At 39.8% G+C, this 24367-nt stretch carries 28 protein-coding genes and 1 pseudogene; 18 read left to right on the top strand and 11 right to left on the bottom strand.

The window, feature by feature from the left end:
• The 7 genes and pseudogenes from C8P64_RS04465 to C8P64_RS04435 all read left to right on the top strand — a co-directional run bounded on the left by C8P64_RS04465 (position 1) and on the right by C8P64_RS04435 (position 7249).
• On the top strand, positions 1 to 1065 hold the full coding sequence (locus C8P64_RS04465) for a vWA domain-containing protein (RefSeq protein ID WP_108170828.1): 1065 nt from the start codon (positions 1 to 3) through the stop codon (positions 1063 to 1065).
• Positions 1025 to 1924 carry a tetratricopeptide repeat protein gene (locus C8P64_RS04460; protein WP_108170827.1) on the top strand — a complete coding sequence of 300 codons (900 nt, stop codon included), beginning with the start codon at positions 1025 to 1027 and terminating at the stop codon, positions 1922 to 1924. The genes C8P64_RS04465 and C8P64_RS04460 overlap by 41 nt, the downstream gene beginning before the upstream one ends.
• 48 nt (positions 1925 to 1972) lie before the next feature.
• Positions 1973 to 3730: pseudogene (locus C8P64_RS04455) on the top strand (BatD family protein).
• Positions 3731 to 3732: 2 nt separating this feature from the next.
• The gene (locus C8P64_RS04450) at positions 3733 to 4482 is read left to right on the top strand and encodes a tetratricopeptide repeat protein (RefSeq protein WP_108170826.1); all 750 of its coding nucleotides are present in this window, start codon (positions 3733 to 3735) and stop codon (positions 4480 to 4482) included.
• Between the two features lie 146 nt (positions 4483 to 4628).
• A complete protein-coding gene (locus C8P64_RS04445) occupies positions 4629 to 4850 on the top strand; it encodes a hypothetical protein (protein WP_146167177.1) in 222 nt (73 codons plus the stop codon).
• Between the two features lie 133 nt (positions 4851 to 4983).
• Positions 4984 to 6561: a SulP family inorganic anion transporter gene (locus C8P64_RS04440; protein ID WP_108170824.1), complete on the top strand. Its 1578-nt coding sequence runs from the start codon at positions 4984 to 4986 to the stop codon at positions 6559 to 6561.
• A gap of 64 nt (positions 6562 to 6625) precedes the next feature.
• Positions 6626 to 7249, top strand: a complete 624-nt coding sequence (locus C8P64_RS04435; RefSeq protein WP_108170823.1) for a carbonic anhydrase family protein — start codon at positions 6626 to 6628, stop codon at positions 7247 to 7249.
• Between the two features lie 57 nt (positions 7250 to 7306).
• Here the strand turns inward: C8P64_RS04435 and C8P64_RS04430 are convergent, their stop codons facing one another.
• Entirely contained in the window at positions 7307 to 7846 is a 540-nt protein-coding gene (locus C8P64_RS04430; protein WP_108170822.1) for a CvpA family protein, read from the bottom strand.
• A gap of 45 nt (positions 7847 to 7891) precedes the next feature.
• On the opposite strand from C8P64_RS04430, the gene C8P64_RS04425 reads away from it, so the two are divergent.
• The 4 genes from C8P64_RS04425 to C8P64_RS04410 all read left to right on the top strand — a co-directional run bounded on the left by C8P64_RS04425 (position 7892) and on the right by C8P64_RS04410 (position 10450).
• A complete protein-coding gene (locus C8P64_RS04425; RefSeq protein ID WP_108170821.1) occupies positions 7892 to 8248 on the top strand; it encodes a hypothetical protein in 357 nt (118 codons plus the stop codon).
• Entirely contained in the window at positions 8249 to 8944 is a 696-nt protein-coding gene (locus tag C8P64_RS04420) for a hypothetical protein (protein WP_108170820.1), read from the top strand.
• Between the two features lie 78 nt (positions 8945 to 9022).
• Positions 9023 to 10042 carry a phenylalanine--tRNA ligase subunit alpha gene (gene pheS, locus C8P64_RS04415; RefSeq protein ID WP_108170819.1) on the top strand — a complete coding sequence of 340 codons (1020 nt, stop codon included), beginning with the start codon at positions 9023 to 9025 and terminating at the stop codon, positions 10040 to 10042.
• 12 nt (positions 10043 to 10054) lie between these two features.
• Positions 10055 to 10450, top strand: a complete 396-nt coding sequence (locus C8P64_RS04410; RefSeq protein WP_108170818.1) for a hypothetical protein — start codon at positions 10055 to 10057, stop codon at positions 10448 to 10450.
• A 71-nt stretch (positions 10451 to 10521) separates the two neighbouring features.
• Here C8P64_RS04410 and C8P64_RS04405 read toward each other — a convergent pair whose 3' ends face one another.
• From C8P64_RS04405 to C8P64_RS04395, 3 genes are all read right to left on the bottom strand, one after another.
• Positions 10522 to 12177, bottom strand: coding sequence for an LVIVD repeat-containing protein (locus tag C8P64_RS04405; protein ID WP_108170817.1), 1656 nt, complete (start codon positions 12175 to 12177; stop codon positions 10522 to 10524).
• Positions 12178 to 12359: 182 nt separating this feature from the next.
• Positions 12360 to 12992 (bottom strand): hypothetical protein, encoded by a 633-nt coding sequence (locus C8P64_RS04400; protein WP_108170816.1) that lies wholly within the window; start codon positions 12990 to 12992, stop codon positions 12360 to 12362.
• A 123-nt stretch (positions 12993 to 13115) separates the two neighbouring features.
• On the bottom strand, positions 13116 to 14111 hold the full coding sequence (locus C8P64_RS04395) for an NAD(P)H-dependent glycerol-3-phosphate dehydrogenase (RefSeq protein ID WP_108170815.1): 996 nt from the start codon (positions 14109 to 14111) through the stop codon (positions 13116 to 13118).
• A gap of 356 nt (positions 14112 to 14467) precedes the next feature.
• Here C8P64_RS04395 and lysM point away from each other — a divergent pair, with 356 nt between their 5' ends.
• The gene (lysM, locus tag C8P64_RS04390; RefSeq protein WP_108170814.1) at positions 14468 to 14956 is read left to right on the top strand and encodes a peptidoglycan-binding protein LysM; all 489 of its coding nucleotides are present in this window, start codon (positions 14468 to 14470) and stop codon (positions 14954 to 14956) included.
• Between the two features lie 142 nt (positions 14957 to 15098).
• Here the strand turns inward: lysM and nadD are convergent, their stop codons facing one another.
• From nadD to C8P64_RS04370, 4 genes are all read right to left on the bottom strand, one after another.
• Entirely contained in the window at positions 15099 to 15683 is a 585-nt protein-coding gene (gene nadD, locus C8P64_RS04385; RefSeq protein ID WP_108170813.1) for a nicotinate (nicotinamide) nucleotide adenylyltransferase, read from the bottom strand.
• A complete protein-coding gene (gene gmk, locus C8P64_RS04380; protein WP_108170812.1) occupies positions 15680 to 16267 on the bottom strand; it encodes a guanylate kinase in 588 nt (195 codons plus the stop codon). Before gmk ends, nadD begins: the two co-directional genes overlap by 4 nt.
• Positions 16268 to 17125 (bottom strand): YicC/YloC family endoribonuclease, encoded by an 858-nt coding sequence (locus tag C8P64_RS04375; protein WP_108170811.1) that lies wholly within the window; start codon positions 17123 to 17125, stop codon positions 16268 to 16270.
• 89 nt (positions 17126 to 17214) lie between these two features.
• Positions 17215 to 18180, bottom strand: a complete 966-nt coding sequence (locus tag C8P64_RS04370; protein ID WP_108170810.1) for a YheT family hydrolase — start codon at positions 18178 to 18180, stop codon at positions 17215 to 17217.
• 84 nt (positions 18181 to 18264) lie between these two features.
• Here C8P64_RS04370 and C8P64_RS04365 point away from each other — a divergent pair, with 84 nt between their 5' ends.
• The 5 genes from C8P64_RS04365 (at position 18265) to C8P64_RS04345 (ending at position 20955) form a co-directional block, all read left to right on the top strand.
• The gene (locus C8P64_RS04365; RefSeq protein WP_108170809.1) at positions 18265 to 18762 is read left to right on the top strand and encodes an acyl-CoA thioesterase; all 498 of its coding nucleotides are present in this window, start codon (positions 18265 to 18267) and stop codon (positions 18760 to 18762) included.
• 2 nt (positions 18763 to 18764) lie between these two features.
• Positions 18765 to 19409, top strand: a complete 645-nt coding sequence (locus tag C8P64_RS04360; protein WP_108170808.1) for a hypothetical protein — start codon at positions 18765 to 18767, stop codon at positions 19407 to 19409.
• 124 nt (positions 19410 to 19533) lie between these two features.
• Positions 19534 to 19890: a hypothetical protein gene (locus C8P64_RS04355; RefSeq protein ID WP_170106625.1), complete on the top strand. Its 357-nt coding sequence runs from the start codon at positions 19534 to 19536 to the stop codon at positions 19888 to 19890.
• Between the two features lie 155 nt (positions 19891 to 20045).
• Positions 20046 to 20474: a hypothetical protein gene (locus C8P64_RS04350; RefSeq protein ID WP_108170806.1), complete on the top strand. Its 429-nt coding sequence runs from the start codon at positions 20046 to 20048 to the stop codon at positions 20472 to 20474.
• Positions 20475 to 20505: 31 nt separating this feature from the next.
• Complete coding sequence (locus C8P64_RS04345) at positions 20506 to 20955, top strand: hypothetical protein (protein ID WP_108170805.1); 450 nt, start codon at positions 20506 to 20508, stop codon at positions 20953 to 20955.
• A gap of 12 nt (positions 20956 to 20967) precedes the next feature.
• Here C8P64_RS04345 and C8P64_RS04340 read toward each other — a convergent pair whose 3' ends face one another.
• Genes C8P64_RS04340 through C8P64_RS04330 form a run of 3 tightly spaced genes read right to left on the bottom strand, consistent with a single transcriptional unit; the run spans position 20968 to position 23023 of the window.
• Positions 20968 to 21867, bottom strand: coding sequence for a DMT family transporter (locus tag C8P64_RS04340; protein ID WP_108170804.1), 900 nt, complete (start codon positions 21865 to 21867; stop codon positions 20968 to 20970).
• Complete coding sequence (locus tag C8P64_RS04335; RefSeq protein ID WP_108170803.1) at positions 21860 to 22213, bottom strand: arsenate reductase family protein; 354 nt, start codon at positions 22211 to 22213, stop codon at positions 21860 to 21862. The genes C8P64_RS04340 and C8P64_RS04335 overlap by 8 nt, the downstream gene beginning before the upstream one ends.
• A 33-nt stretch (positions 22214 to 22246) precedes the next feature.
• Positions 22247 to 23023, bottom strand: a complete 777-nt coding sequence (locus C8P64_RS04330) for a DUF3298 and DUF4163 domain-containing protein (RefSeq protein ID WP_108170802.1) — start codon at positions 23021 to 23023, stop codon at positions 22247 to 22249.
• Positions 23024 to 23190: 167 nt separating this feature from the next.
• Between C8P64_RS04330 and C8P64_RS04325 the strand changes: the two genes are divergently transcribed.
• Positions 23191 to 24333 (top strand): cystathionine gamma-synthase, encoded by a 1143-nt coding sequence (locus C8P64_RS04325; protein WP_108170801.1) that lies wholly within the window; start codon positions 23191 to 23193, stop codon positions 24331 to 24333.
• The last annotated feature ends 34 nt before the right edge of the window (positions 24334 to 24367 follow it).

Below are 24367 nucleotides of genomic sequence, written 5' to 3'. Positions count from 1 at the left end.
ATGTTTGTACTGGAAGAAAAAATATGGTTTTGGTTATTGCTGGTGATCCCGGTGATCGTCCTGTTGTTCCTTATTTTTGTTTTCTGGCAGAACAGGACCCGGAAGAAATTTGCCAGTAGCAATCTTTTAAAACACCTCGCGCCTAACCGTTCGCGTTCCAAGCCGGTCATTAAACTGATCCTGGTATTGCTGGCGATGGCCAGTCTGGTCGTAGCCCTCGTAAATCCTAAGATGGGAACCAAACTGAAGACCGTAAAAAGGGAGGGAGTAGATATTGTTTTTGCGATAGATGTCTCTAAAAGTATGGATGCTGAAGATATCGCGCCAAGCAGAATTGAAAAGTCCAAGCAACTGGTAAGCCAGATCCTTAGTAACCTTGGAAGTGACCGGGTTGGGATCATTGCCTATGCCGGTGGCGCCTATCCGCAATTACCAATTACTACCGATTATTCGGCCGCAAGGATGTTCCTTCAGGCATTAAATACAGATATGATCTCCTCTCAGGGAACTGCCATTGGTGATGCGATCGAACTGGCAACTACCTATTATGATGACGAGCAGCAAACCAATCGCGTATTGTTCATCCTAAGTGACGGTGAAGATCATGAAGGGAATGTGGAGGAAATTACGGAGCAGGCTTCAGAAATGGGCATTCGAATATTCACCATTGGAGTGGGAACCGAAAAAGGAGGTCCTATTCCTATTAAGCGAAACGGGGTAATTCAGAATTATAAGAAAGATAACCAGGGAGAAACCGTTATTACCAAACTGAATCCGCAAACTCTCAAGGAGATCGCAGATGCTGCAGAAGGCAGTTATATCCAGGGGAATGTCACTAGTGACGTTGTGGATAAAGTGATCGAAGAATTACAGAATATCGAGAAGACCGAATTTGAGGCAAAACAGTTTGCCGATTTTAAATCTCATTTTCAGTTGTTCCTGGGAATAGCTTTGGCATTATTATTTCTTGATATCTTTGTACTTGAGCGTAGTACGGCCTGGCTGCGTAAACTGAATCTTTTTAATGAACGAAAGAAGAAAGGAGCGAAAGATGCATCAAAATAAATGTCAGAATGTCATTTTAACCGGTCTCGTGCTGCTTTTTGGTTTCCTTGAGGTGAATGCCCAGGAAAAGCCTGAAAAGCTCACTAAAGAATCCAATAGATTTATTGCTGAAGCACAGGAGGCTTTATCTGAAAATGATTTTGCCAGTGCAGAAGCTTCCTATAGAAAGGCGATCGCAAAAGATCCTAATAACACTACCGCTAAATATAATATGGGGAACCTGTATTATGTCAAGGAGAAATCATTAAACGCTGAAGAAAGGCTGAAAGCAGCCGCAGAAATTGCTGCAACAAAAACCGAAAAGCATCGTATTTATCATAACCTCGGAAATTCTTACATGCAGCAAAAGAATTACCAGGGAGCGGTAGATGCCTTTAAAAATGCTTTGCGCAACGATCCTACAGATGAAGAGACCAGATATAATCTTGCTTTAGCCAAAAAAATGCTGGAGAAAGAACAGCAAAATCAGGAAGGTAATCAGGATCAGAACAAGCAGGACGAAAATAATAAGGACCAGAACCAGGATCAGCAGAACAAGGACCAGAACCAGGATGGTGAAGGCGGTGAAGATGAAAAAGAGGATCAGAAACCTCAGGACGAAGGAGAGAACGAAAAAGATAAAAAAGAAGGCGATCAAAACGAGGATAAGCAGAAAGATCAGGGTGAGGGAGAGAAAAAAGATCCTAAAGAAGGAGACAAGGAAAAGCAGCAACAGCAGCGACCTACCCAGGGACAGTTATCTCCACAACAAATCCAGAGCTTGCTGGAGGCCATGAATAACGAAGAGAAAAAAGTTCAGGATAAAATAAACGCAGAGAAAGCGAAAGATGTCAAAACGAAAACTGACAAAGACTGGTAACATTTTTGATGTTTACGAGACAAAGAATTGAGCTATAGGAGGAAAAAGATGAAATTGAAGTATTTAATTTTAAGTTTTTTATTGTGTGCTTCCGGGATCATTCAGGCCCAGGTGAGGTTTGAAGCGAAGGTGAGCAGAGAAAAGCTGGGAATTAATGAACGGCTAAGAGTAGATTTCGAAATGAACGAGGATGGCGACAACTTCAATCCGCCGTCTTTCGATGGATTCACCGTGGTTGGAGGTCCTAACCAGAAGATAAGCACGAGCATCCTGAATGGAAGGATGGAATATTCCAAAACCTATAGTTTTTACCTTCAGCCCAAGAAAATTGGTAAACTTACCATTGGCCAGGCAGAAATAATCATAGATGATAAGACTTATAAAACATCGCCTCTCAAGGTAGAGATCACTTCAGCAGTAGATAAACCTACAGATGGGGATAATACCGAAATGATCGCAGAAGATAACCTGCACCTGGTTGCTGAGATCTCCAAGGCTAATCCATATCTTAACGAAGCCATTACCGTAGTTTATAAGCTATATGTTAGTCCGCGTGTTAGCGTGAGCAACTGGCGTGAACTCGATAGTCCTAAGTACAACGATTTCTGGAGCCAGAGTATCGACATCCAGCAATTAAGAGTTGAAAACGGGGAATATGACGGGGAGCCTTATAGATATGTGGTTTTAAGAAAGACCATTCTCTATCCACAGAAAACAGGTGAACTAAATATAGAGCCTCTTACTCTTTCTATCGCGGTAGATGTTCCAAGTGAGCGAAGAGATATTTTTTGAAGCAGGATCTATAAGACCGTGAATAAAACGGTCGCCGCCAATAATAAAAAGATCAATGTGAAGCCACTGCCTGCCGGGAAACCAGCAGATTTCACCGGGGCTGTGGGTAAATTCGATTTTAAGGTTACCACAAATAAAAATGAGCTGAATGCGGGTGAGAGCCTTCAGGCGAAAGTAGAAGTAAGAGGAAACGGGAATCTGAAATTATTTGATCTTCCGGAATTAACCGCTCCGTCCTCGTTAGAAATGTATGACCCGGAACGCGTGGAGAATGTGAATACCAATCTCAACGGAATGCAGGGAAGTATTTCACAAACCTATACCGTGGTGCCTACACAAAAAGGGAAATATCCGTTGCCGGCACTATCGTTTTCCTATTTTGATCCTTCTACAGAAACCTATAAGACAAAGACCTCTGAAGAGATCCTTATCAATGTGAATCGAGGACCACTGGCAGGAAATGAACCTTCAGGTTTGTCTGGGGTGAATAAACAGGCGGTGGCTTTAGATGGTAGTCAATTCAGGTTTATTAAACTTAATACAAACCTTAAGCCTATAGATAGCAGTGATTTTCTGGGATCGGCAGCATTCTGGGGCGCATTAATGCTTCCGCTGGCGGCAATTCCATTGTTCATCTTATTCGGAAAGAAAAGGGAGCAGAGAGCGAATGATGTAAGAGGGAACAGGATGAGAAAAGCAGATAAACTGGCCCGAAAATATCTTTCTGAAGCTAAAAGAAATCTTGGAGATCAAAAGGAATTCTATTTGTCACTCGAACGTTCCATGCATAATTATCTGAAAGCAAAACTAAGTATCCAGACCAGCGAAATGAGCAAGGAAAGGATACAGGCATTGCTTAGTGAAAAAGGTGTAGACCAGGAAACGAGATCTGAATTCATTTCTTTACTGGAAAGTTGCGAATATGCCAGGTATACCCCGGCATCTTCAGATACCATGCAACATGACTATGATAAGGCCGTAAGTGTAATTTCAACTCTTGATAAACAATTATAGTGATGAGAAAGTTGATCCTGATATTTACGATAATATGCAGCTTTACTGGTTTCTGCCAGAACGAGAAGCTATTTGACGAAGCTAATTCGGCCTACCAGAACGGGGATTATCAAAATGCGATTCGCGTTTATGAAGAGATCCTGGATAACGGTGAGGCTTCTGCTGAACTATATTATAACCTGGGGAATGCCCATTATAAGTTGAACCAGGTGGCGCCAAGCATCTATTATTTCGAAAAAGCATTGCAGCTGGCTCCTACAGATGAGGATATTCAAAACAATATTGAATTTGCCCGAAATATGGCTATAGATGATATTGAAGCGGTAGAGCAGACCGGTTTTGAACAGTGGTTCAATGGATTGATCTCTGCGTATAGTTATTCCAGCTGGGCGATATTCGCCATTGTATTCTCCGTACTTTTTGTAGTATTCTTCCTGCTATATTATTTCTCTTATACCCCGCTTTATAAAAGACTTCTTTTCGGCGGTGCCATGCTAAGTGTGTTGTTATGCATACTTTCAGTGGTGTTTGCTTTTCAGCAACAATCTTATGTTCAGGATAATCAATACGCCATTATCTTTGAAGAAGAAGTAGAGGTGAGAGACGAGCCAAACCTAAGGGGAGATGCAAGTTTTGAACTTCATGAAGGTACCAAAGCCAAGGTGCTGGAAGATTACCAGGAGTGGTCCAGAATAGAGCTTGCCAACGGCGCTCAGGGCTGGGTAAAAAACTCGGTTATCAAGAAGCTATAAGAAATCTTTATATTTATTTCTTAATTGGGATTACCCGAACTTTTTTGTTGTTCAGGAAAAACCCTATTTTTGATACCGTGAAGAAATTTGCTTATATACTTGCTTTTTTGTTTATCAGCTTTCTGTTTACACCAAGCGTAATCGCTTTGATAGATAGAAATGTTGATATCTCTATTGCGTATAACGTGAACGAGGAAGAGAGCTCATCAAAGAACCAGATCTCATTTGAATATAATATCGAAGAGATGGTCTCTAACTATGAAAGCATACATTTTCTTCAGATTAGAAAAACAGACGGGCATTATTATAAAGAGAACGTTTATGACGTATGTCTTACCGTGTCCTCTCCCCCTCCAAAATTAGCATAATACATTTCGTTTCAAGATCACTTAGCTGATCTCTGCGTCTTTCTGTTCTTCAGCGGATTGCTCAACGTATTTATTTTTTAAAATTTAATTACAGGTGCAAAATTCAAGTCGCCTGTATAAATATTAGTGTATTATGTTCAAACATCTTAATAAAGATTTTCCGGCAAGTATTGTCGTGTTTTTTGTTGCTATTCCTTTGTGTTTAGGAATCGCATTAGCCAGTGGAGCTCCCTTGTTTTCAGGATTAATAGCCGGTATAATTGGAGGTATCGTAGTAGGTGCCATTAGTGGTTCCAGTCTTGGAGTTAGTGGCCCGGCGGCAGGACTTGCTGCGATCGTGCTTGCCGCAATTTCAAAATTAGGATATGAGAACCTGTTGCTGGCTGTAGTGATTGGTGGTGCTATCCAGATCGTTTTCGGATTGCTAAAAGCAGGTATCATTGGATATTATTTTCCGAATAGTGTAATTAAGGGAATGCTTACAGGTATCGGGATCATTATTATCCTGAAACAGATCCCTCACTTTTTTGGTTACGATGGAGATCCTCAGGGGGACTGGGCTTTTTTCCAGGTTGATGGCGAGAATACCTTTTCAGAGTTAATTAATGCGCTGAATAATATTAGCCCGGGAGCTACTCTTATCGCGATCATAGGTATGACCATCCTTATTTTATGGGAGGCCGTACTTTCTAAAAAAGGTAAATTTTTTAAACTGGTGCAGGGGCCTTTGGTAGCTGTAGCTGTTGGTATTATATATTATCTATTGACCAGGGATTCTGAAACCTTTGGAATTTCTGCAGATCATCTTGTAAATGTTCCGGTACCAGATAGTTTCGATTCATTTGTAGGTCAGTTTACCCTGCCTTCTTTTGAAATGATAGGGACTATGGAGATCTGGATCACAGGTTTTACCATTGCTCTGGTAGCCAGCCTGGAAACTCTTTTATGTGTAGAGGCAACAGATAAACTGGATCCGCACAAAAGAACCACCCCAACCAACCGTGAGCTTTTCGCACAGGGTACAGGTAACTTAATGTCAGGTATGGTTGGTGGATTACCAATTACACAGGTGATCGTAAGAAGTTCTGCGAATATCCAGTCTGGAGGACAAACGAAAATGTCTGCGATCCTGCACGGATTCCTGCTATTGATTTCTGTGGTTATCATTCCAAATATCCTTAATTATATTCCGCTTTCAGTACTGGCAGCGATCCTTTTCCTTGTTGGATACAAACTTGCCAAACCGGCATTATTTGTACAGATGTATCAAGCTGGATGGAAGCAATTCGTTCCATTCATGGTTACTATTATAGGTATCATATTTGGGGATCTATTAATAGGAATAAGCCTTGGTCTTGTAGTTGGAATCGTGGTGATCCTTATTAAGAGTTACCAGAATTCTTACTTCCTGCATATAGAGAATGTTGAAAATGGCGGTAAGACCGTAAAGATGAGGTTGGCAGAAGAGGTTACTTTCATCAATAAAGGAGCGATCCTGAAAGAGCTCAACAATCTTGAGAACGATTCTTACCTGATAATGGATGTAACCAAAACCAAATATCTGGACAGGGATATTATCGATATCCTGGATGATTTCAAGATCAAAGCAGAAGAAAAGAACATTGATATTAAGATCGTTTCTGAAAGAGGAACTGTCGAAAACCCGGAGAGTTACCTGGAATTTTTTGAATTAGATAAAAAACCAGCTTAAATTTAGACCGGAAATACCCGGAAAGGCTTTTTTCTTTCTGGAATTATTAATTAAATAGAATAATATGATCAAAGAGATAATAAATAAAGAAAAACAGGATAAGCTAACCCCAGATGCCGTTTTAATGGATCTTATGGCCGGTAACAAAAGATTTACAGACAATAAAATGTATGAAAGGGATTTTACTTCACAGATCGAAAAGACCAGTGGAGGACAATGGCCACAGGCGGTAGTTCTTGGCTGTATAGATTCAAGGGTTGCTGTGGAAACCGTTTTTGATCAAGGGATCGGGGATATTTTCGTAGCCCGTGTGGCCGGTAATTTTGAGAATACCGATATCCTTGGGAGTATGGAGTATTCATGTAAGGTTGCCGGTAGTAAACTGGTAATGGTCCTTGGTCATGAGGGATGTGGTGCTGTAAAAGCTGCCTGTGACAATGTAGAGCTTGGGAATATTACTCACCTGCTCAGCAATATTAAGCCTGCAGTAGAAGCAACCAGTACCGATGGCGAAAGAAGTTCAAAGAACAACTCTTTTGTTGCCGATGTGGTGGAGAACAATGTAAAGCTTACCATGAACAGGATAAGGGAAAAAAGTCCTATCCTGAAGGAGATGGAAGAAAATGGAGAAATTAAGATCGTAGGGGGAGTTTACTCTATCTCTACGGGAAAAGTTACTCTACTGTAAAGCAATATTAGATTCAGAAATTATCCGGGTGATGGCAAAAGCTGTTTCCCGGATTTCTTATTTTAAAGAGAGATGCTCTTCTTCATCATTATTGTCCAGAAGGTCCCTTTCCTGCACCTGTTTAATGATTGATGGGAGGATCACCGGGGCAATCGTCTCTACAGGATCATAAAGAATAGATTCTTCCAGAGTTTTATCTTCCACGATCTCTATCTGTTCATTAGTGGCTTTAAAGAACATGATGATCACGCTGGCGATAAAGGCAGATTTAATAAGGCCGAATACGGCGCCCAGAAGTTTGTTCACTAAACCCAGAGCCGCAAAACCGGCAACCTTGGTGAGCATTTTACCGGCGAGAGAAACCAGGAATACGATCACAATAAAGGTGATGGCGAAACTTGCCAGGTTTATATATTTCGTCTCCCAGTTCACATGATTAGAAAGGAACTCACCAACATAATAGGAGAAATGGATCGCCCCGTAAATTCCGGCAACAATTCCAACTAAAGAGGCCAGTTCTGCCAGCAATCCTCTAAAAAAGCCCCGTACTAATCCATATAAAAGTACCAGACTTAAGATAATATCCACGGTATTCATAAATCAAATATAATAATTATTAAATCTAGATGGTATCTTTGCAATATGGCAAGAGATGAACAATTAAAAGACAGATGGGAAAAAGTTCAGAAGAAACTTTCAGACCAGTTTGCAGACGGGGAAATCATGGAGCTGGATGCTATAATTTACCTTATTGGAGTACAGGAACTGGGGCAACCCCATCGCAGGTTTAAAAAGGACCATAAACTGGATCTAATGCATATAGCAATATGCACTTTACTAGAGCCTTATGGTTATTATGAATTCGATTTTTTTGATGATGATGGCTGGCCGCATTTCAAAGTTAAGGAACAGTTGCCTACGCTTAAGGCGGGCGAACAATCTGTGTTAATGAAAGAGGCAATAGTGCAATATTTTATGGAAAAGGAATATATTTCATAAATGAACCTATGGCCTTTAATAATTACTTTCCCGCGGGATAGCGGGCCTATTTACCAGGAAACATTAGCCGGGCGACTGCCCGTGGAGCCATTCAATACCTATAGCAATATTCTATTTTTATTCATCATTATCTACTTTTCATTAAAGGTATATAAGGATTATAAGAACCACAGGTTTCTGGCCTGGAGCCTGCCCGTCCTTTTTATGGGTTTTGTGGGAGGAACCGTATATCATGCTACAAGAAGTCATGATGTATGGATGTATATGGACTGGCTGCCTATTGTGATCCTGTGCCTGGCGGTTTCGGTATATTATACCATAAAACTTAGAATAAGCAGAAGGAACAGATTGTTGCTTATATTGCTGATATTATTCCTGGTCTTTGGCGTACGGTTAATTCCCTTATCCCCGCATGTGACAACCTCGGTAGGATATATCGCCACGGCCCTGGGTTTATTATTGCCAATAATCACCTATTTCTTTACCACAAAAATGCATCACTGGGGCTATGTGCTTCTCGCTTTTTTGAGCTTTGGCCTGGCTATAAGTTTCAGAATCCTTGACAATTTTCTGTATATTATCCCTATGGGAACACACTGGCTATGGCATATATTTGGGGCGTTATCGGTATTTTTCCTGATAAATTATATCTATAACGATAAGCTTCCTTTAGCAGAGGTTTCTTCCGATAAATAGAAATTGGAATAAGCCTTTAAAAGGAGAAGGTTTAGCTCTAAATTTTATTAAATTTGCGCTTCCGAAACGAAATCACCTATGATCGATAAAATTAAAGGACATATCGCTGATGTTGAAAGCTTTAATGCTAAAACAAAAGACGAGATCGAAGCTTTCCGAATAAAATATCTTGGAAAAAAAGGTATTCTTAATGAGTATTTCGCTGAATTCAGAAATGTTCCTAATGAAGAAAAGAAGGCTTTTGGGCAGGCTATAAATGAATTGAAAACAGCTGCCCAGGATAAAGTGACTGCTTTAAAAGAGGAGCTGGAGAATAGCCAGGAGGAAAAAGGGGTTTATGGTGATCTTTCCAGACCGGGAGAACCGGTTGAAATAGGTTCGCGCCACCCAATTTCTATTGTAAAGAACCAGATCACCGAGATCTTTTCGAATATAGGTTTTAATGTTTCTGAAGGTCCTGAAATGGAAGATGACTGGCATAACTTTACGGCCCTCAACCTTCCAGAATATCACCCGGCCAGGGATATGCAGGATACTTTCTTTATTCAGACAGATCCTGATATTTTACTTAGAACCCATACATCATCGGTTCAGGTGAGGTATATGGAAGAAAATAAACCGCCTATCAGGACGATCTCACCGGGAAGGGTTTTCAGAAATGAAGCCATTTCAGCCAGATCGCACTGTATCTTTCACCAGGTGGAAGGTTTATACATAGACAAGGATGTTTCTTTTGCAGATATGAAGCAGACCATCCTTTATTTCACCAAGCAATTATTCGGGAAATCAAAGATCAGGCTTAGACCTTCTTATTTCCCATTTACCGAGCCGAGTGCTGAGGTAGACGTTTACTGGGGTCTTGAAACCGAAACAGATTACAGGATCACCAAGGGAACCGGCTGGCTGGAGATCATGGGCTGCGGAATGGTAGATCCAAACGTATTGAGAAATTGTAATATAGATCCTCAGGAATATTCTGGTTTCGCTTTTGGAATGGGGATAGAAAGGATCGCGATGTTGTTATACCAGATTGAGGATATCCGTATGTTTTATGAGAACGATATTCGTTTTCTGGAGCAATTCAAGTCGGCACTTTAAAAGTATTTCCGTTTGAAAAAAGATATTGAGATACCAGAAGTAAAGGATGTACACGTTGCAGCGGTTAAGGTTTTTAATGAAGAATTTGAAACCTACGAATGGAATGTGTATTTAATTAATGACACTGGTGTTCCACTGGAAATGGTACTTATCGTCTCTAAAGGATTCGATAAGAAGCGGGAAACTTCGCTTATGCGCCATAAGATCGAGGTGCTGCCTTCCAAAAGCTTTGCGAAGATCGAATATTTGCAGGATGAGGTGCTTCAGTTGAACAATGAATTTAAAGTGACTTATTTTCAAGGTTCGAAAATGATGGAAAAGACCTTTCTATTTAAACCGAATACTATAAAAGAAAGTACTTCAAAGAAGATTCCTATTATTCCGGAAAAGGGAATATTAGCGAAGTAAGCTATATATAGAAATAAAAAAAGCCCCGGGATACTTTCCGGGGCTTTTTTATTGAAATAGATTAACCGAATCTAATCAAATTTATTATTTAGATCTTCGAATTCTCCTATCACTTTTCCGCCGCTGTTGATCTTTACATCACCAGCCACATATATCTTTGAATCTTCGCCTACGAACTCCAATACACCTTCACTGGCGATGATAAGGTCACCGTGTATCTCCATTACACCTTCTATGTGGAAGGCACTTTTGGAATTAATTACCAGGTTCTCTGAAGTCTTCTTGTTTCCAAGCTTAAAGTTTCCAGACATATTAAGAGCAGAATCGCTGCTTAGATTGGCACTTTTCTCGATAAGTAGATCACCACAAACGTTCAGGATTCCATTAACATTAAGATGTTTCAGGTTAATTAATCCGCTGTAAGAAGCTTCTATGTCTGATGGGATCGTTAGGTTCTTATCACCTGTATAAGGATCAAATTCTGAACAATTAAGGAAACTACCAGTCTCTTCATCCAGTAATGGAGTAATGATCTTCAGGATCTTTAAACCGGTTCCTGAGGCCACGTAAATATATTCTCCTTTCGCCTGAACGAAATTCGCGCTTCCCTGAATCTCAGCGATACCTTCGGCAACTGGATTTAAGCTTTCATTTAATTTAATGATATCCAGACCAGCTCCACCATTGGCCATATAAATAAAGTGGTCATCTGTAGAAACTGCGTTGGTTACTTTATCTTCCGGATTAATTTCTGAAGCATCAGGATGTAATCTTAAAGGAAGGCTGGAAATCCTTGCTCCAGCTTCGAAATTATAGATTCCTGCACCCTCAGCACCTTCAGAAACCAAAATATTATCACCATACCAGGCCATAGTTCTTTTAGATTCTGGGGTAAGTGCAGCTGTTGCTATTCTGGAATTCTCGATTAACTCATCATTGATACTCAGGTTTAAAAGTCCGTCTTCACCGCTTAGAACAGCAAGAGTATTGTTTTTATAAGCTGCAGACCTTAGATCCCCATAGTCAAGGAAAGATTGATTGTCGAATGGAGTAAGAACTCCCGGATACATAAAACTACCTACACCACCAGCGTCACCGCTAACAACGATTGCTTCGCCATCAATCACGAGGATATGAACCCCTGCGTTACCAGGATTGTTGTAGTCCAGTTCAAAATCTCTTGAGAACTGACCGTTTTCCACAGCTACATAACCTTGCAGAGTGCGGTTACCAGCTCCACCGTTTGCTCCTTTAGCTGAGGCTCCGGTGAAAACGAGATAGCCATTATCATCCATATAAAGAGAGTTGATATCGGCGATATCTGTGGTCATTCTGCTTACTAATACTGGATTGTATTTATCGCTTACGTCTATAATATCGATCGCTCCAAGATATACAGCACCTTCTTTATTGTAAGAAACATAGGCATAATTATCTCTTACATCTACGTGCGTTGCACGTAATGTAGTTCCATCAACAACTGGTGGCTCCACGAAAGCGATCTGCTCTATCCCGAAGACCGAGGCTGCTTCCGCACCTCTGTTGGTATTAAAATTTGCTACCCCAATGACTCCGGTCTCATCAAAATTGATAGCTCCATTTAGTTCAGAAGCGTCTCTGGAGATATTGAAATTCTGTGCCGGGTTGTCTGGCGAAGGATTGTCTTTCTCACAGGAAGTGAAAATTAATGCCGAAAACAGGCTTAATGCTAGTAATCTTTTAAACATAAGTATTTTAGATTTGGTATTTGGACGGCTAAAAATAGTAATTAGGCTGAGATTATAACTATAAACTCTTTAAACGGCAGGACTATTCGATAAAGTGTAAGAAAAGACGTATAGGATAATTCTGTCAAATGAAAAAGGCCGGTAAAATACCGGCCTTCTAATATAGAAATGGGGGGTGAAACTTATTTTATCTTGTTGGAAATATCTGTGAAATCACCGTTAACGATAGCCTTCTTAGCGATCTTAACTTTTCCAAGTACTTCGATAGCATCGTCTGGTCCAAGGAACTCTAAAGTTGCTCCTTTCTTTAATACCAGGTCTCCTTCAATGGTTACTTTTCCCTGAACGGTTAAATGACCACCGTAGATCACGGTTACATCACCACCTACCCAGGCGTCACCACCAAGGTTAAGAACTCCGGCGTAATTGATAGCTACATCATTCTGTACTTTAAACGTTCCACAAATATTCAGCTGATCATTCAAAGCTAGACTGCTAAGTTCAACTTCTCCATGATAAGATTGCGGTTTACCTTCAAAAACTGTTAGTTCATCAGAGCCATGGTAATGTACGTAAGTATCACAGTCTGCCAGCGATCCGGTAAAAGTTCCGGCTTCGTGTAGACGGTAACCGTCAACCTCAGACTCTCCTCCAACAATTAGTGGAATGTGCAGTTTGTTTGCATCATGGATCTTTACCTTTTCAGATTCCTGAAGTTCCAGTACTTCTTCGGGATTTTCAGAAGAAACATCAGATTGACAGGAAATAAAACCCATAGCAGCCACAAGGGCAAGGCCTAATAATTTAGTTTTCATAAGATTGGTTCATTAGATTTGTTAAAGTAAATGTAATATTAAATTCCATAACTTTAACAAAAAAATCGCTGAAAAGTTTAATATCAGTAATTTATAGCCTAAAATGTAGGAAAAAACTTATGCTTAATCCAGCTTATCTACCAGTTTATTGAAAACTTTCTTAGGATTCTTCCCTTCGTAAAGAATCGCGTAGACCGCGTTGATTATAGGAGTTTTGGCACCTTTTTCTTTATTTATTTTATAAGCGCTTTCCGTAGCATAGTAGCCCTCAGCGATCATACTCATCTCCATTTGAGCACTTTTTACCGTATAACCTTTACCGATCATGTTGCCGAACATACGGTTGCGACTAAATACAGAATATCCTGTTACCAACAGATCTCCCAGGTAAGCAGAGTCGTTGATATTCCTTTTCATCTTGTGTACTTTCTTGATGAATTTCTTCATTTCCCTGATGGCGTTACTCATTAAAACGCTCTGGAAATTATCACCGTAACCCAGTCCGTGGGCTATACCCGCGGCAATGGCGTAAATATTCTTAAGAACTGCTGCGTATTCTGTCCCAATAACATCATCACTGGTTTTACAGGTAATATAATCGCTGCCTAGATAACCGGCGACGATCTCGGCCTTTTTTTCATCCTGGCAGGCAACCGTGAGATAGGAAAGTCTTTCCAGGGCAACTTCTTCTGCATGGCAGGGTCCGGTTAGAACACCTATATTTTCCATCGGTACATCAAAATACTGGTTGAAATGCTCTCCAACGATCAAACTGGTCTCTGGTACGATACCTTTTATGGCTGAAAATATAACCTTGTCATTTAAAGGAACCGTTAAATTATCCAGTTCACGTTTCAGAAAGGCAGAAGGAATTGCAAAAATTATAAACTCAGAAGCTTTTACAACTTCGTTAATGTCGTTGCTAAGATTAAGCTGGTTATTATCAAATTCTACCGAGCTCAGGTAATTTGGATTATGATCCTGTTTTTTGATATGTTCCAGTGCATAAACACTACGCATATACCAATTGACCTCTTCAAGGTTTTCACACAACATTTTTACAATCGCAGTAGCCCAACTACCACCGCCTATTACGCCAAAACTCGGAGCTTTATCCATATAATTACATTCTCTACTTCAAAAATAATCAAATTTACAGGGATATAAAGGTTTTCTCTTTATTTAGGAGCTTTTGTTGAGAATTTCTCAATATTCTATGATAAGAACTTTAACATTATGGGTTGAGGATTAATACAATCTAATAACAATACCTCCGTTATCAAACTGTCCTCTTCAGGTTTTTACCGGAGGATTTACTTAGTTTTTTTGGTTGGTTATTTAGTTGAAAAAAACCGTTTCGCAAGAGGCGGTTTTTTTGATTTCAAAAAGATTTTTTTTGGAAAACTTTAGGACTGGGCATCACCCTAAACTTGTTTCACTTTTGTACATTTAATAACTAACTACAAATCAACAATATGGGTATATTTTCATTTATTAAGGAAGCTGGAAAAAAAGTTTTTGGGATCGATAATTCCGATTCAAAAGAAGTAGGAGTTAAGGATGATCTTAAGAAAAATGAGAACGCAGCGAGGAAACTGGAACAAACCATAAAAGACCTGAACCTTAAAGCTGAAAATTTAAAAATACATATAGAAAATGATATGGCAGTGGTATCTGGAAGAGCTCTGGACCAGGCCACGAGAGAGAAGATCATCCTGGTAGTTGGAAACTCTGAAGGGATCGCTCAGGTAGATGATAGAATGGATGTTCAAAATGCGGAGCCAGAAGCTGTTTTTCATACAGTAGAAAGAGGTGATACTCTAAGTAAAATATCCAAAGAGCATTACGGAGATGCAAATCAGTATCCGTTGATCTTTGAAGCTAATAAACCAATGTTACAGGATCCGGATAAGATCTATCCTGGCCAGGTATTAAGAATTCCGCCTTTAGGCGATAAGAGATAAAATAACAAAAGACTGTTTAGGAATTTTGAGAATGTTACACTGAGAGCAGTCGACGTTCTAGAGCTTGTAGTTCCACAATGAAAAAAGTAGGTTCAATCAGCTAAAAAGAAGATTCAAAATAGATTTTTAAACAGTCTTTTACTTATTTGTAAAAATTCATCTGGTCTATATACTCCCAGACCTTCTCAGCCAATAGTGGTCTTACATTTTTTGAATCCTTTATAGATTTTCTAATAAATGTTGATGAGATCTCCACAATAGGAGCTTCTATCCTGTTTATTTTAGGATGGTCCTTATACCTTTCGGCTATATCTCCATTAGAGATCCTTGGATACACATAGATCTCGTGATTTTCCAGGATCACATCAGAATTTTTCCATTTATGAAAGCTTCTCAGGTTGTCTTCACCCATGATCAAACAAAAATCGTTCGTTGGGTATTTTTCCTGAAGATGCGCCAGGGTATTTACCGTATAATTAGGTTGTGGTAAACCAAATTCTATATTGCTCGGCTTCAGTTTATCGTAGGTATCGCAAGCACGGTAAACCATTTCCAGTCTATGGTGATTATCCAGTAAAGTGCTTTTTTTCTTATGTGGATTATGCGGAGTAACCACTAACCAGATCTCTTCAAGGTCTGAATATTCAGCCATGTGATTAGCAATGATCAGGTGGCCGGTATGTATAGGGTTAAAAGTTCCAAAAAACAAGCCTACCTTTCTGTTCATTCCTTTGGTTTTTCAGCTCCAACATAACTGGACACCAGGCTGTATGCTTCCTTTAAAGCAGTACCTAAATGATTGTTTTCTATAATGAAGTCGAATTGAGGCGCGGTGGCCAGCTCAATAGAAGCTTTCGCAACGCGCATATTGATCTTATCATCACTCTCGGTCTTCCTTTTCTTCAGGCGTATCTTCAATTCCTCGATACTCGGCGGTTTTACGAAAACGGCCAGGGTTCTTTCGGGATATATTTTTTTAATATCCAGGCCACCCACTACGTCGATGTCGAAGATAACATGCTTGCCTTTTTTCCAGATGCGCTCTACTTCACTTTTTAGGGTTCCGTAGAAATTATCGCGATAGACTTCTTCCCATTCCAGGAATTCGTCATTTTTTATCTTCTGTTTGAAATCGTTCAAAGACAGAAAGTAATAATCTTTCCCATCTACCTCATTTCCCCTTGGTTCGCGAGAGGTAGCCGAAATGGAAAAATCCAGTTTCAATTCCTCATGCCTTAATAAGTGACGTACTATCGTGGTTTTTCCAGATCCGGAAGGAGCAGAAAATACGATAAGTTTCCCTTCGCTCATTTAGAGTACGTTTAGAATTTGTTCTTTAATTTTCTCCAGCTCATCCTTCATTTGCACCACCATTTGCTGCATGGGAGCATAATTAGATTTACTACCAATGGTGTTGATCTCCCGGCCTATTTCCTGAGAGATAAAGGCCAGTTTTCTTCCGTTAGAATCTTTTGAATCCAGGGTTTTCTGAAAATAATCAAGGTGATTATCCAGTCTTACTTTTTCCTCGGTGATATCAAATTTCTCTATATAATAAACAAGCTCCTGCTCAAATCTATTCTCGTCTACCTGTTCCTTGATCTCCTCGATACCTTTTCTAAGTCGTTCTCTTACCGCGTCAACCCTATCTGGATCTATTTTTATCACATCGTCAAGAAGGCTCTTGATGTTGGCGATCCTCATGCTTAGGTCTTTTTCCAGGGCGTTACCTTCATCAGATCTAAAACCGTTGATCTCTTTCAGAGCGTCTTTAACCGCACCTTCAATAGCTATGAATTCTTCATCGTCTATCTCGTCTCTTTCGGTTTTAAGAGCATCTGGCATCTTTACGGCCATTTTAAGTAATTCTACTTCACTGGTGTCTACTATATTTCTCAATTGATCCATATAGTTTTTTACCACTTCGGTATTTACATTCGTCGAAGTTTGTTCGCCGGTATATTCCACGTAGATAGAAAGATCTACCTTTCCTCGTCCTAAAGAATTTGAAATGATATTCCGAAGGTCCAGTTCCTTTTCCCTGTATTGAGACGGAATGCGAGCATTCAGGTCAAAATTCTTGCTGTTGAGAGATTTTAGCTCTACAGTGATTTTTTTGTTGGGAATTTGAGTAACGCTTTTCCCGAAGCCTGTCATAGATTGAATCATGCCTGAATTTTAAAAGCTTGCGCAAAGATAATCAATTCTATAGCATCTCCAATCTAATGCCTAATGGATCGGTCTTCAGAAAACTGAAATTATAACAGGGACTCTATGAACTCTACAGCTCTTTTTTCGTGATAATAAATCTGGCTTCGGGTCACAAAACCAACATGTCCGCCATATTTAGGAACTTCAAGATGAAGAAACTCCGAGTTGGAAGCGATCTGTTCAGGATAGCATTTTTCTGAGAGGAAACTGTCGTTCTCTGCATTTATCATTAAAGTCGGCTTGCTTATACCTTCCAGAAAATTCAGGGCACTGGCTTTTTTATAGTAATCTGCCGCATTTTTATAGCCATGCGCTTTAGAGGTATATAGATCATCTATGTCCCTAAGTGAGCTACAGGCAGAAATATCATTTTTGTCTAAGCGGTCCGGGAATTTTTTAGCCCGGTCATATAGATGTTGTTTCAGGTTCAGTTCAAACCTTTTTGAATACACAAAGTTCCTCATCCTATTTATGGCGCCCAGCGAACCTGAAAGATCACAGGGTACAGAAACTCCTACAGCGCCAACGACCTGAGCAGGCAGAGTGCGGTTTTCGCCTAGATATTTCATGAGCATGTTGCCGCCAAGACTAAATCCCACCAGGGCTATTTTTTTATATTGATTTAGGGAAAGCACATGGGTCATTAATTCGGCGAGGTCATCACTGGCCCCGGCATGGTAACTTTTATAAAGTCGGTTTAACTCATCACTACAACCCCGGAAATTCATAGCCACCGCCGTCCAGTTCTTAAGATTGAAAGCTCTGGCCATTCCTTTCATATATGGCCGGTCTGATTTGCCTGCCAGGCCATGCAATAAAATGACCAGGTTCTCTGAGTCCCTGTCCTTGGTGTAGCTCCAGTCTATATCCAGGAAATCACCATCACTTAGTTCGATCCTTTCCCTCTCGAAAACCGGTATCTCAACCTTTCTTAAAGTGGCCGCATAGATGGTAGAAGCATCAGCATTTTTAAAAATTCCTGGCGGAATGTATTTTCCTGGGATCACCGGCATCCTTTCCTAATTTTAATATAAACTTAGGTAAAATAAGGTATGCACGCATAATATTTATTGGTAGTTTTGAATAAATTGAAGTTTATGTACAGCAAGAAATTCGAAATAAGATGGAGTGATCTGGACGCCAACAGGCATTTGGCGAATTCGGCATTCGTGAATTTTATGAGCCATACGCGTATGAGTTTTCTTATGGAAAACGGTTTTGGCCATAAACAACTGTCTCATTTTAACCTGGGTCCTATAGTTTTTTATGAGCATATCTATTATTTCAAGGAGATATTTGCAGGAGAACCGGTAAAGGTAACCTTGGAATTAAGCGGACTTTCTGAAGATGGAATGTTCTTTGAATTTACGCACAGGATCTATGATCATACCGGGAAAAACTGTGCTACCTGTGAAATGATGGGTTCCTGGATAAATCTTGAAACCAGGAAATTAACTCAATTACCCGAAGAACTTTTTGATAGGTTAGATCATACACCGAAATCTGAAGATTTCAGAATTCTCACAAAAGAGGACACTCGTAAATTTGGAAAGCGCCCGAATAATTTGTCTCCTGAAGAAATGGAAGCGCTTTAGATATGATGGAAACAGGCATCAACGAGATATGGTATGCGTGCTATGGGTCCAATATAAGGGAAGAGCGTTTTATGTGTTATATCCAGGGAGGAACTCCTGCTGGAGCTGTGAAAAATTTCCAGGGATGTTCAGACAAAACCAAACCTAAGGACAGCAAGCCATTTATCATAAACAGAGAGATGTATTTTGCCAAGGAGGCAGAAACCTGGAATGGTGGTGGCATCTGCTTTTTGAAAGCTAACCGGGATGAGACCATTGAAACTTTAGGGCGTACTTATCTCATAAATTCCAGCCAGTTCAAAGACCTGGTGAGACAGGAGCTTAAGTTTGAAGGTGAGATCGAAATCGACTTTGAAGAATTGAAAAATAAAGGTCATTACGATTGTATGACCAGTGGCAGGTACGGGCATTTGATCTACCTGGGAGATATAGAGGGAAAACCGGTGGTAACTTTTATCAGTGAAGTTTACCTGGAGGATGAGATAAACCAGCCAAGTGAAGCCTATATTTCAACCATCATAAAGGGAATAAAAGAAGTACACGATCTAAGCAATCCTGAAATATTTGAATATTTCCGGACCAAAACCGGAATCGAGAACTTTGAGATGGAAACACAACTTTCAGATATATTAAATGGATTAAACTGATTTTTAGATATCTTAGAGTCTAACTAATCTTAGATCCATGAAATCCTTTTTACATTATACATCCCTAAAAGTCTCTTTGAGATTTTTAGGGATTTTTATTTTTCTTCTGTTTCAAAATTGTACCGTGTACAGGGGAACCAGTGTTAGCGCAGATAAGGCGATAGAACAAGATACAAAGGTAGTGCTGGTTACTAATGATGGTACAAAGTTGAAATTCAAAAAACTTTTGAAAGATGAAAATGACCTGATAGGGGTTGCGAAGAAAAGGAAGACTTTAAAATACCTCGATGAGCAGGGCATTAAATATTCAGACCATGGCAGAATGCGTCATTACCTTCTGGATTCTTTGGAGGTAAGTGAGATCTATCCCAAAAATAAACCGGTCTCGACGATAGTGACAGTTGCAGTAACAGTCCTGGTTACCTTTACGGTACTGGTGATCTCAGCGGGAATTATCATTTTTTCAAGTTGGGGAGGGTAGATCTTTTGAGCTGTTTTTATAAATTGAAATCGAACTTCAGAATTAGGTAATTAACGTATTTCATGAGCAAAAATTAATCGCAAAATACTGTTAATCAGTAATTAATAATTAATTTTATATAATTCTGCCCCTGATCTTTTATTAAATGATCAGGAATGAAAAGTACTCTTCAAATTATTGTTGCCTTCCTGGTTGCCGCAATGATCTTTCAAAGCTGCACGGTCTATTATAAACAGAGTTTCACTCCTGAAGAGGTGGTAAGATCACAAAAGAAATTCAAGATGATAGACAAAGAGGGCAAAGCATATCCTTTTTACAAATTGATACAGAAGGACAGTAATTTCTACGCCTTAGCAAAAAAGTCAATTTTTTATAAGAACGGATTCAGAAACAGAGAATCCGTAGACCTAGGCTATGAGGGATTCCTGGCCTACCAGATCGACCCCCAGAAATATGAAAAATTTAAGATCAAGAATACCGCGGGCTCAGCGATAGCTACGGCGATAATAGGTTTAATTGCTTCCACTGTGATCTTATGGGTGGCAGTTGATAATTACTTTGATGACCTTTTGTTTTTAGATTAAAATATGTTCAATAATTAAAACCATTTAGCTCATGGAAATTTTCAGAAATAAAAATTTAAGGTTCCTGGTTTACCTGGTGGTTTTCTCTTTTTTATTTTACGCATGCAGTATATATAATACAGCTCCTATAAGCCTTTCTGAAGCAAGGGATAAGGGCAAAAAGGTAAAAGTTACCACTACCAATGAGAAATATATCTTTAAAGGCATCAAAGGTTCTAATGGCGAGTATTACGGACTGGTGCGAAAAAATAACTCAACCTTTAAAAAACTTGTAAAAGCGGGGGTGATAGGGCGTGAAAGTGGTAATCTTTATAGTTTTAACCTGGAAAAACTGGATATTCAGAAAATTCAGGCGAAAAATTATCCTATTTCTACAATTGCTACGGTAGCAGTGTCAATTATTGGCTTATTTGTGATTCTTGTAATAATAGCCAATGACGCATTGGATGGTAGTGGGTCTGGAGGTTACTTTTCCTATTAAAGATAAATTTGGTTATGACTTTACCTTAGTCTTTTTTGCGCTTACCATATAAACCCCGATAAACACCAGAGCGGCGGCGATACCTTTAACCCAGGTAAGTTTATCTGCACCTACAGATATGGCGAAGCTAATTGCGATTAGGGGTTGTAAATAAATAAAGGCGCTTATCGTAGAAGGGGAGAGCTGCTTCAGGGCGTAGATATTCAGTAAATAGGTCATGAAAGTGGTCCCCAGCACGACAAATCCCATTTTCCAGATAGCATCAAAAGGCAGGTTAGCCCAGTCTACAGCTACAAATTCAGAATAGGTCATCGGCAGATTAATAAAAATGGCAATAAAGAAGAGCCACTTCATCAGGGTGAATGCGTGATATTTTTTAGTAAGCGGTTTTACCAGGATTAGGTATAAGCCATAAGAAAAGGCATTGACTATAAACAATACATTTCCCAGGGGAATATTGGGCGCGTTGAAATTTTCGCCTTTGCTAAAGATTACCAGGACAAGGGCTCCCGCCATTCCTACTATGATGCCAAGGGTCTTGAGTAAGGTGATACGCTCCTTGATAAGAATAGATGCAAGGATTAGGACCATTACCGGAGAAAGCGTGATAATGACCGAACTGTTAATAGGTGTGGAAAGGCTGAGACCTTTAAAAAAGAACAGCATGTTCAATACCATGCCGAACACCGCACACCCTAGTATTCTTGGCCAGTCTGAAGTTGCGATCTTCTCCTTCGGCGCAAACAGGCTAATGATCCAGAAAAGTATAGCCGCGCCGGTAACCCTTAAAAGTATAAAACCGAAAGGCTCTATATAAAGGGGCATCAGTCCTTTTGCTATCGTATGGTTAACCCCGTAGATAGCACTGGCAAGAAAGGCGGCCAGGATAGCCAAAAGCCGGCTTTTATCCATGAACAGATTCTTTCGCGGCAGCAACATTCTTCTTGGAATTTCCAACAAAGATCTGCTCTTCGTTAATGATGACGGGCCTTTTCAAAAAAGTATAATGCTCAAGAATGAGTTTCTTGAAATCCTCTTCTATCAGATCCTTATTTTTTAGATCTCTTTCCTTATATAACCTCGCTCTTTTGCTGAAAAGAGATTCATAACTTCCAGAAAGCTCTTTCATTTCTTCAAGCTGAGCTTCGGTGATCTCCTCGGTTTTAATATCCTGAAATATGAATGAATCTGGCAGATCAAGTTCCTTGATGATCCTTTTACAAGTATCGCAGGTTGAAAGGTGATATATTTTTTTCATACTCTTTGGTCTTAAATTTTGAAAATTTAATGCTTATTTCTTCAACTTTAAAAACTGCTGTATATCAGTTCGTGGATATTTCAATACAAAATCTCCTGCGGAATATGGCGCGATATCATAAGCGTTATAGTGCAGGATAATACTGTTTCTGGTAACACCAATGTTTTTAGGTAAATGAAATTCATCATTTTCAAAGAACATCCCGGTGCTGTTAATATTCTCTTCAAGCGGAATATCATTTTTCTTCCTGAAGTCTTCTTCAGCGAAAGCCATGAATTCTGAATTAAAGAGGTCTTCAGCATTTAATATTTTCCCGGTTTCCGGATCGAAATTCAAGTAATTGGTGCTGCGATAACCATGTGCTCCTCCTGTGAACATATCGGTATTGAATTTTACGGATATCACAGAAGGAGACCTGTAATTCACTTTTCCAACAACCGTAGCCTCCCAAGGCAGTTCATATTCAGGAAAATCACTGGCGGTCTCTTTATAGTCCTTGATAAAATTTTCTACCAGTTCTTCTGGTTTTTCAACACTACCTTCATCCTGGAAATCAACTGTTTTTACGATAAAATTCTCGATCTGCTTATTGATCTTTTCGGCTTCGCCCTTTCCATTTTCTGCAACAGGGAAGTTCAGGGAAATGAAGGTGCATTCTCCATTTTCTGGAAGACAATCATTAAGGCTTTTTTCGATGGTTTTCGAGGAAAAAGAGAGGGCTTTTATCGTGTCTTTTTCTTCTTCTTTTTTATCATCGGCACAGGAAATACTAAGGAATACCAGTAAACAGGCGGCAAAAAATCTTTTCACGATAAATAGGTGTTAAATAAAGCGATAAAGGTAAAGGCAATTTTGTGATTGCCCAACAGGCTCACTACATTTGTTTTTCGATTTTTTCAGACTGATAAATCTGTCACAGATGCCTTTATTCTTCTCAGTCTTTATACGAAAGATCGAAACCTTTTAATTATCAAATAATGAAATTCAATACGAAGACCATACATGGTGGCCAGGAAAATACAGATCCGGCATACGGATCGGTGATGCCTCCCATCTATCAAACGAGTACCTATTCTCAAAGTACGCCGGGAGGACATAAGGGGTTTGAATATTCTAGAAGTGCTAATCCAACAAGGTCTGCTTTGGAGAAATCTCTGGCCAGCCTGGAAAATGGAAATTTCGGACTTGCTTTTGGTTCGGGACTTGCAGCTATAGACGCGGTCTTAAAACTATTTAAACCTGGTGATGAGATAATTTCCACCAATGATCTTTACGGTGGAACCTACAGGCTATTCACTAAGATCTTTGAAGGTCTGGGTATAAAATTCCATTTTGTAGGGATGCAGAATGCAGATCGTATCGAGGAGTATATTAATAAGAACACGAAGCTAATCTGGGTAGAGACACCCACAAACCCGATGATGAATATTATCGATATTGAAGCGGTTTCCAGGGTTGCTAAAAAACATGAGCTTTTACTGGCGGTAGATAATACTTTTGCAACGCCATACCTGCAACAGCCCCTGGAGCTCGGTGCAGATATTATTATGCATAGCGCTACCAAATACCTGGGTGGGCACAGTGATATAGTTATGGGAGGTCTTGTGGTAAAGGATAAGGAGCTGGCAGATAAGCTCTATTTTATCCAGAATGCAAGCGGAGCTATTTGTGGTCCTATGGACAGTTTCCTAGTATTGCGAGGTATAAAAACCCTTCACCTTAGAATGCAGCGTCATTGCGAAAATGGTGAGGCTGTGGCCATGTTTCTTAGAGCAAATCCAAAGATCGATAAGGTTTACTGGCCGGGATTCGAAGATCATCCAAACCACGATATTGTCAAAAAGCAGATGTCAGGTTTTGGCGGAATGATCTCTTTTACCACTAAAGAAAATACCCTGCAGAGTGCTACCAGCATTGTTGAAAAACTTAAAGTTTTCACCCTGGCTGAATCACTAGGTGGAGTGGAATCTCTTGCTGGCCACCCTGCAAGCATGACCCATGCATCTATTCCTAAAGATGAAAGAGAAAAGATCGGGGTCGTAGATTCATTAATTAGACTCAGTGTAGGAGTGGAAGATGAAGAAGACCTGATCGCAGATCTTAAACAGGCGATAGGCTAAAACAATTTAATTTTATAAGAATAACCCGGTCGGG

Origin of the sequence: Christiangramia gaetbulicola (assembly GCF_003054225.1) — a bacterium.
GTDB lineage: Bacteria > Bacteroidota > Bacteroidia > Flavobacteriales > Flavobacteriaceae > Christiangramia > Christiangramia gaetbulicola.
Note: the sequence above shows the minus strand (reverse complement) of the source record. Positions and strands in the feature narration are given on the sequence as shown.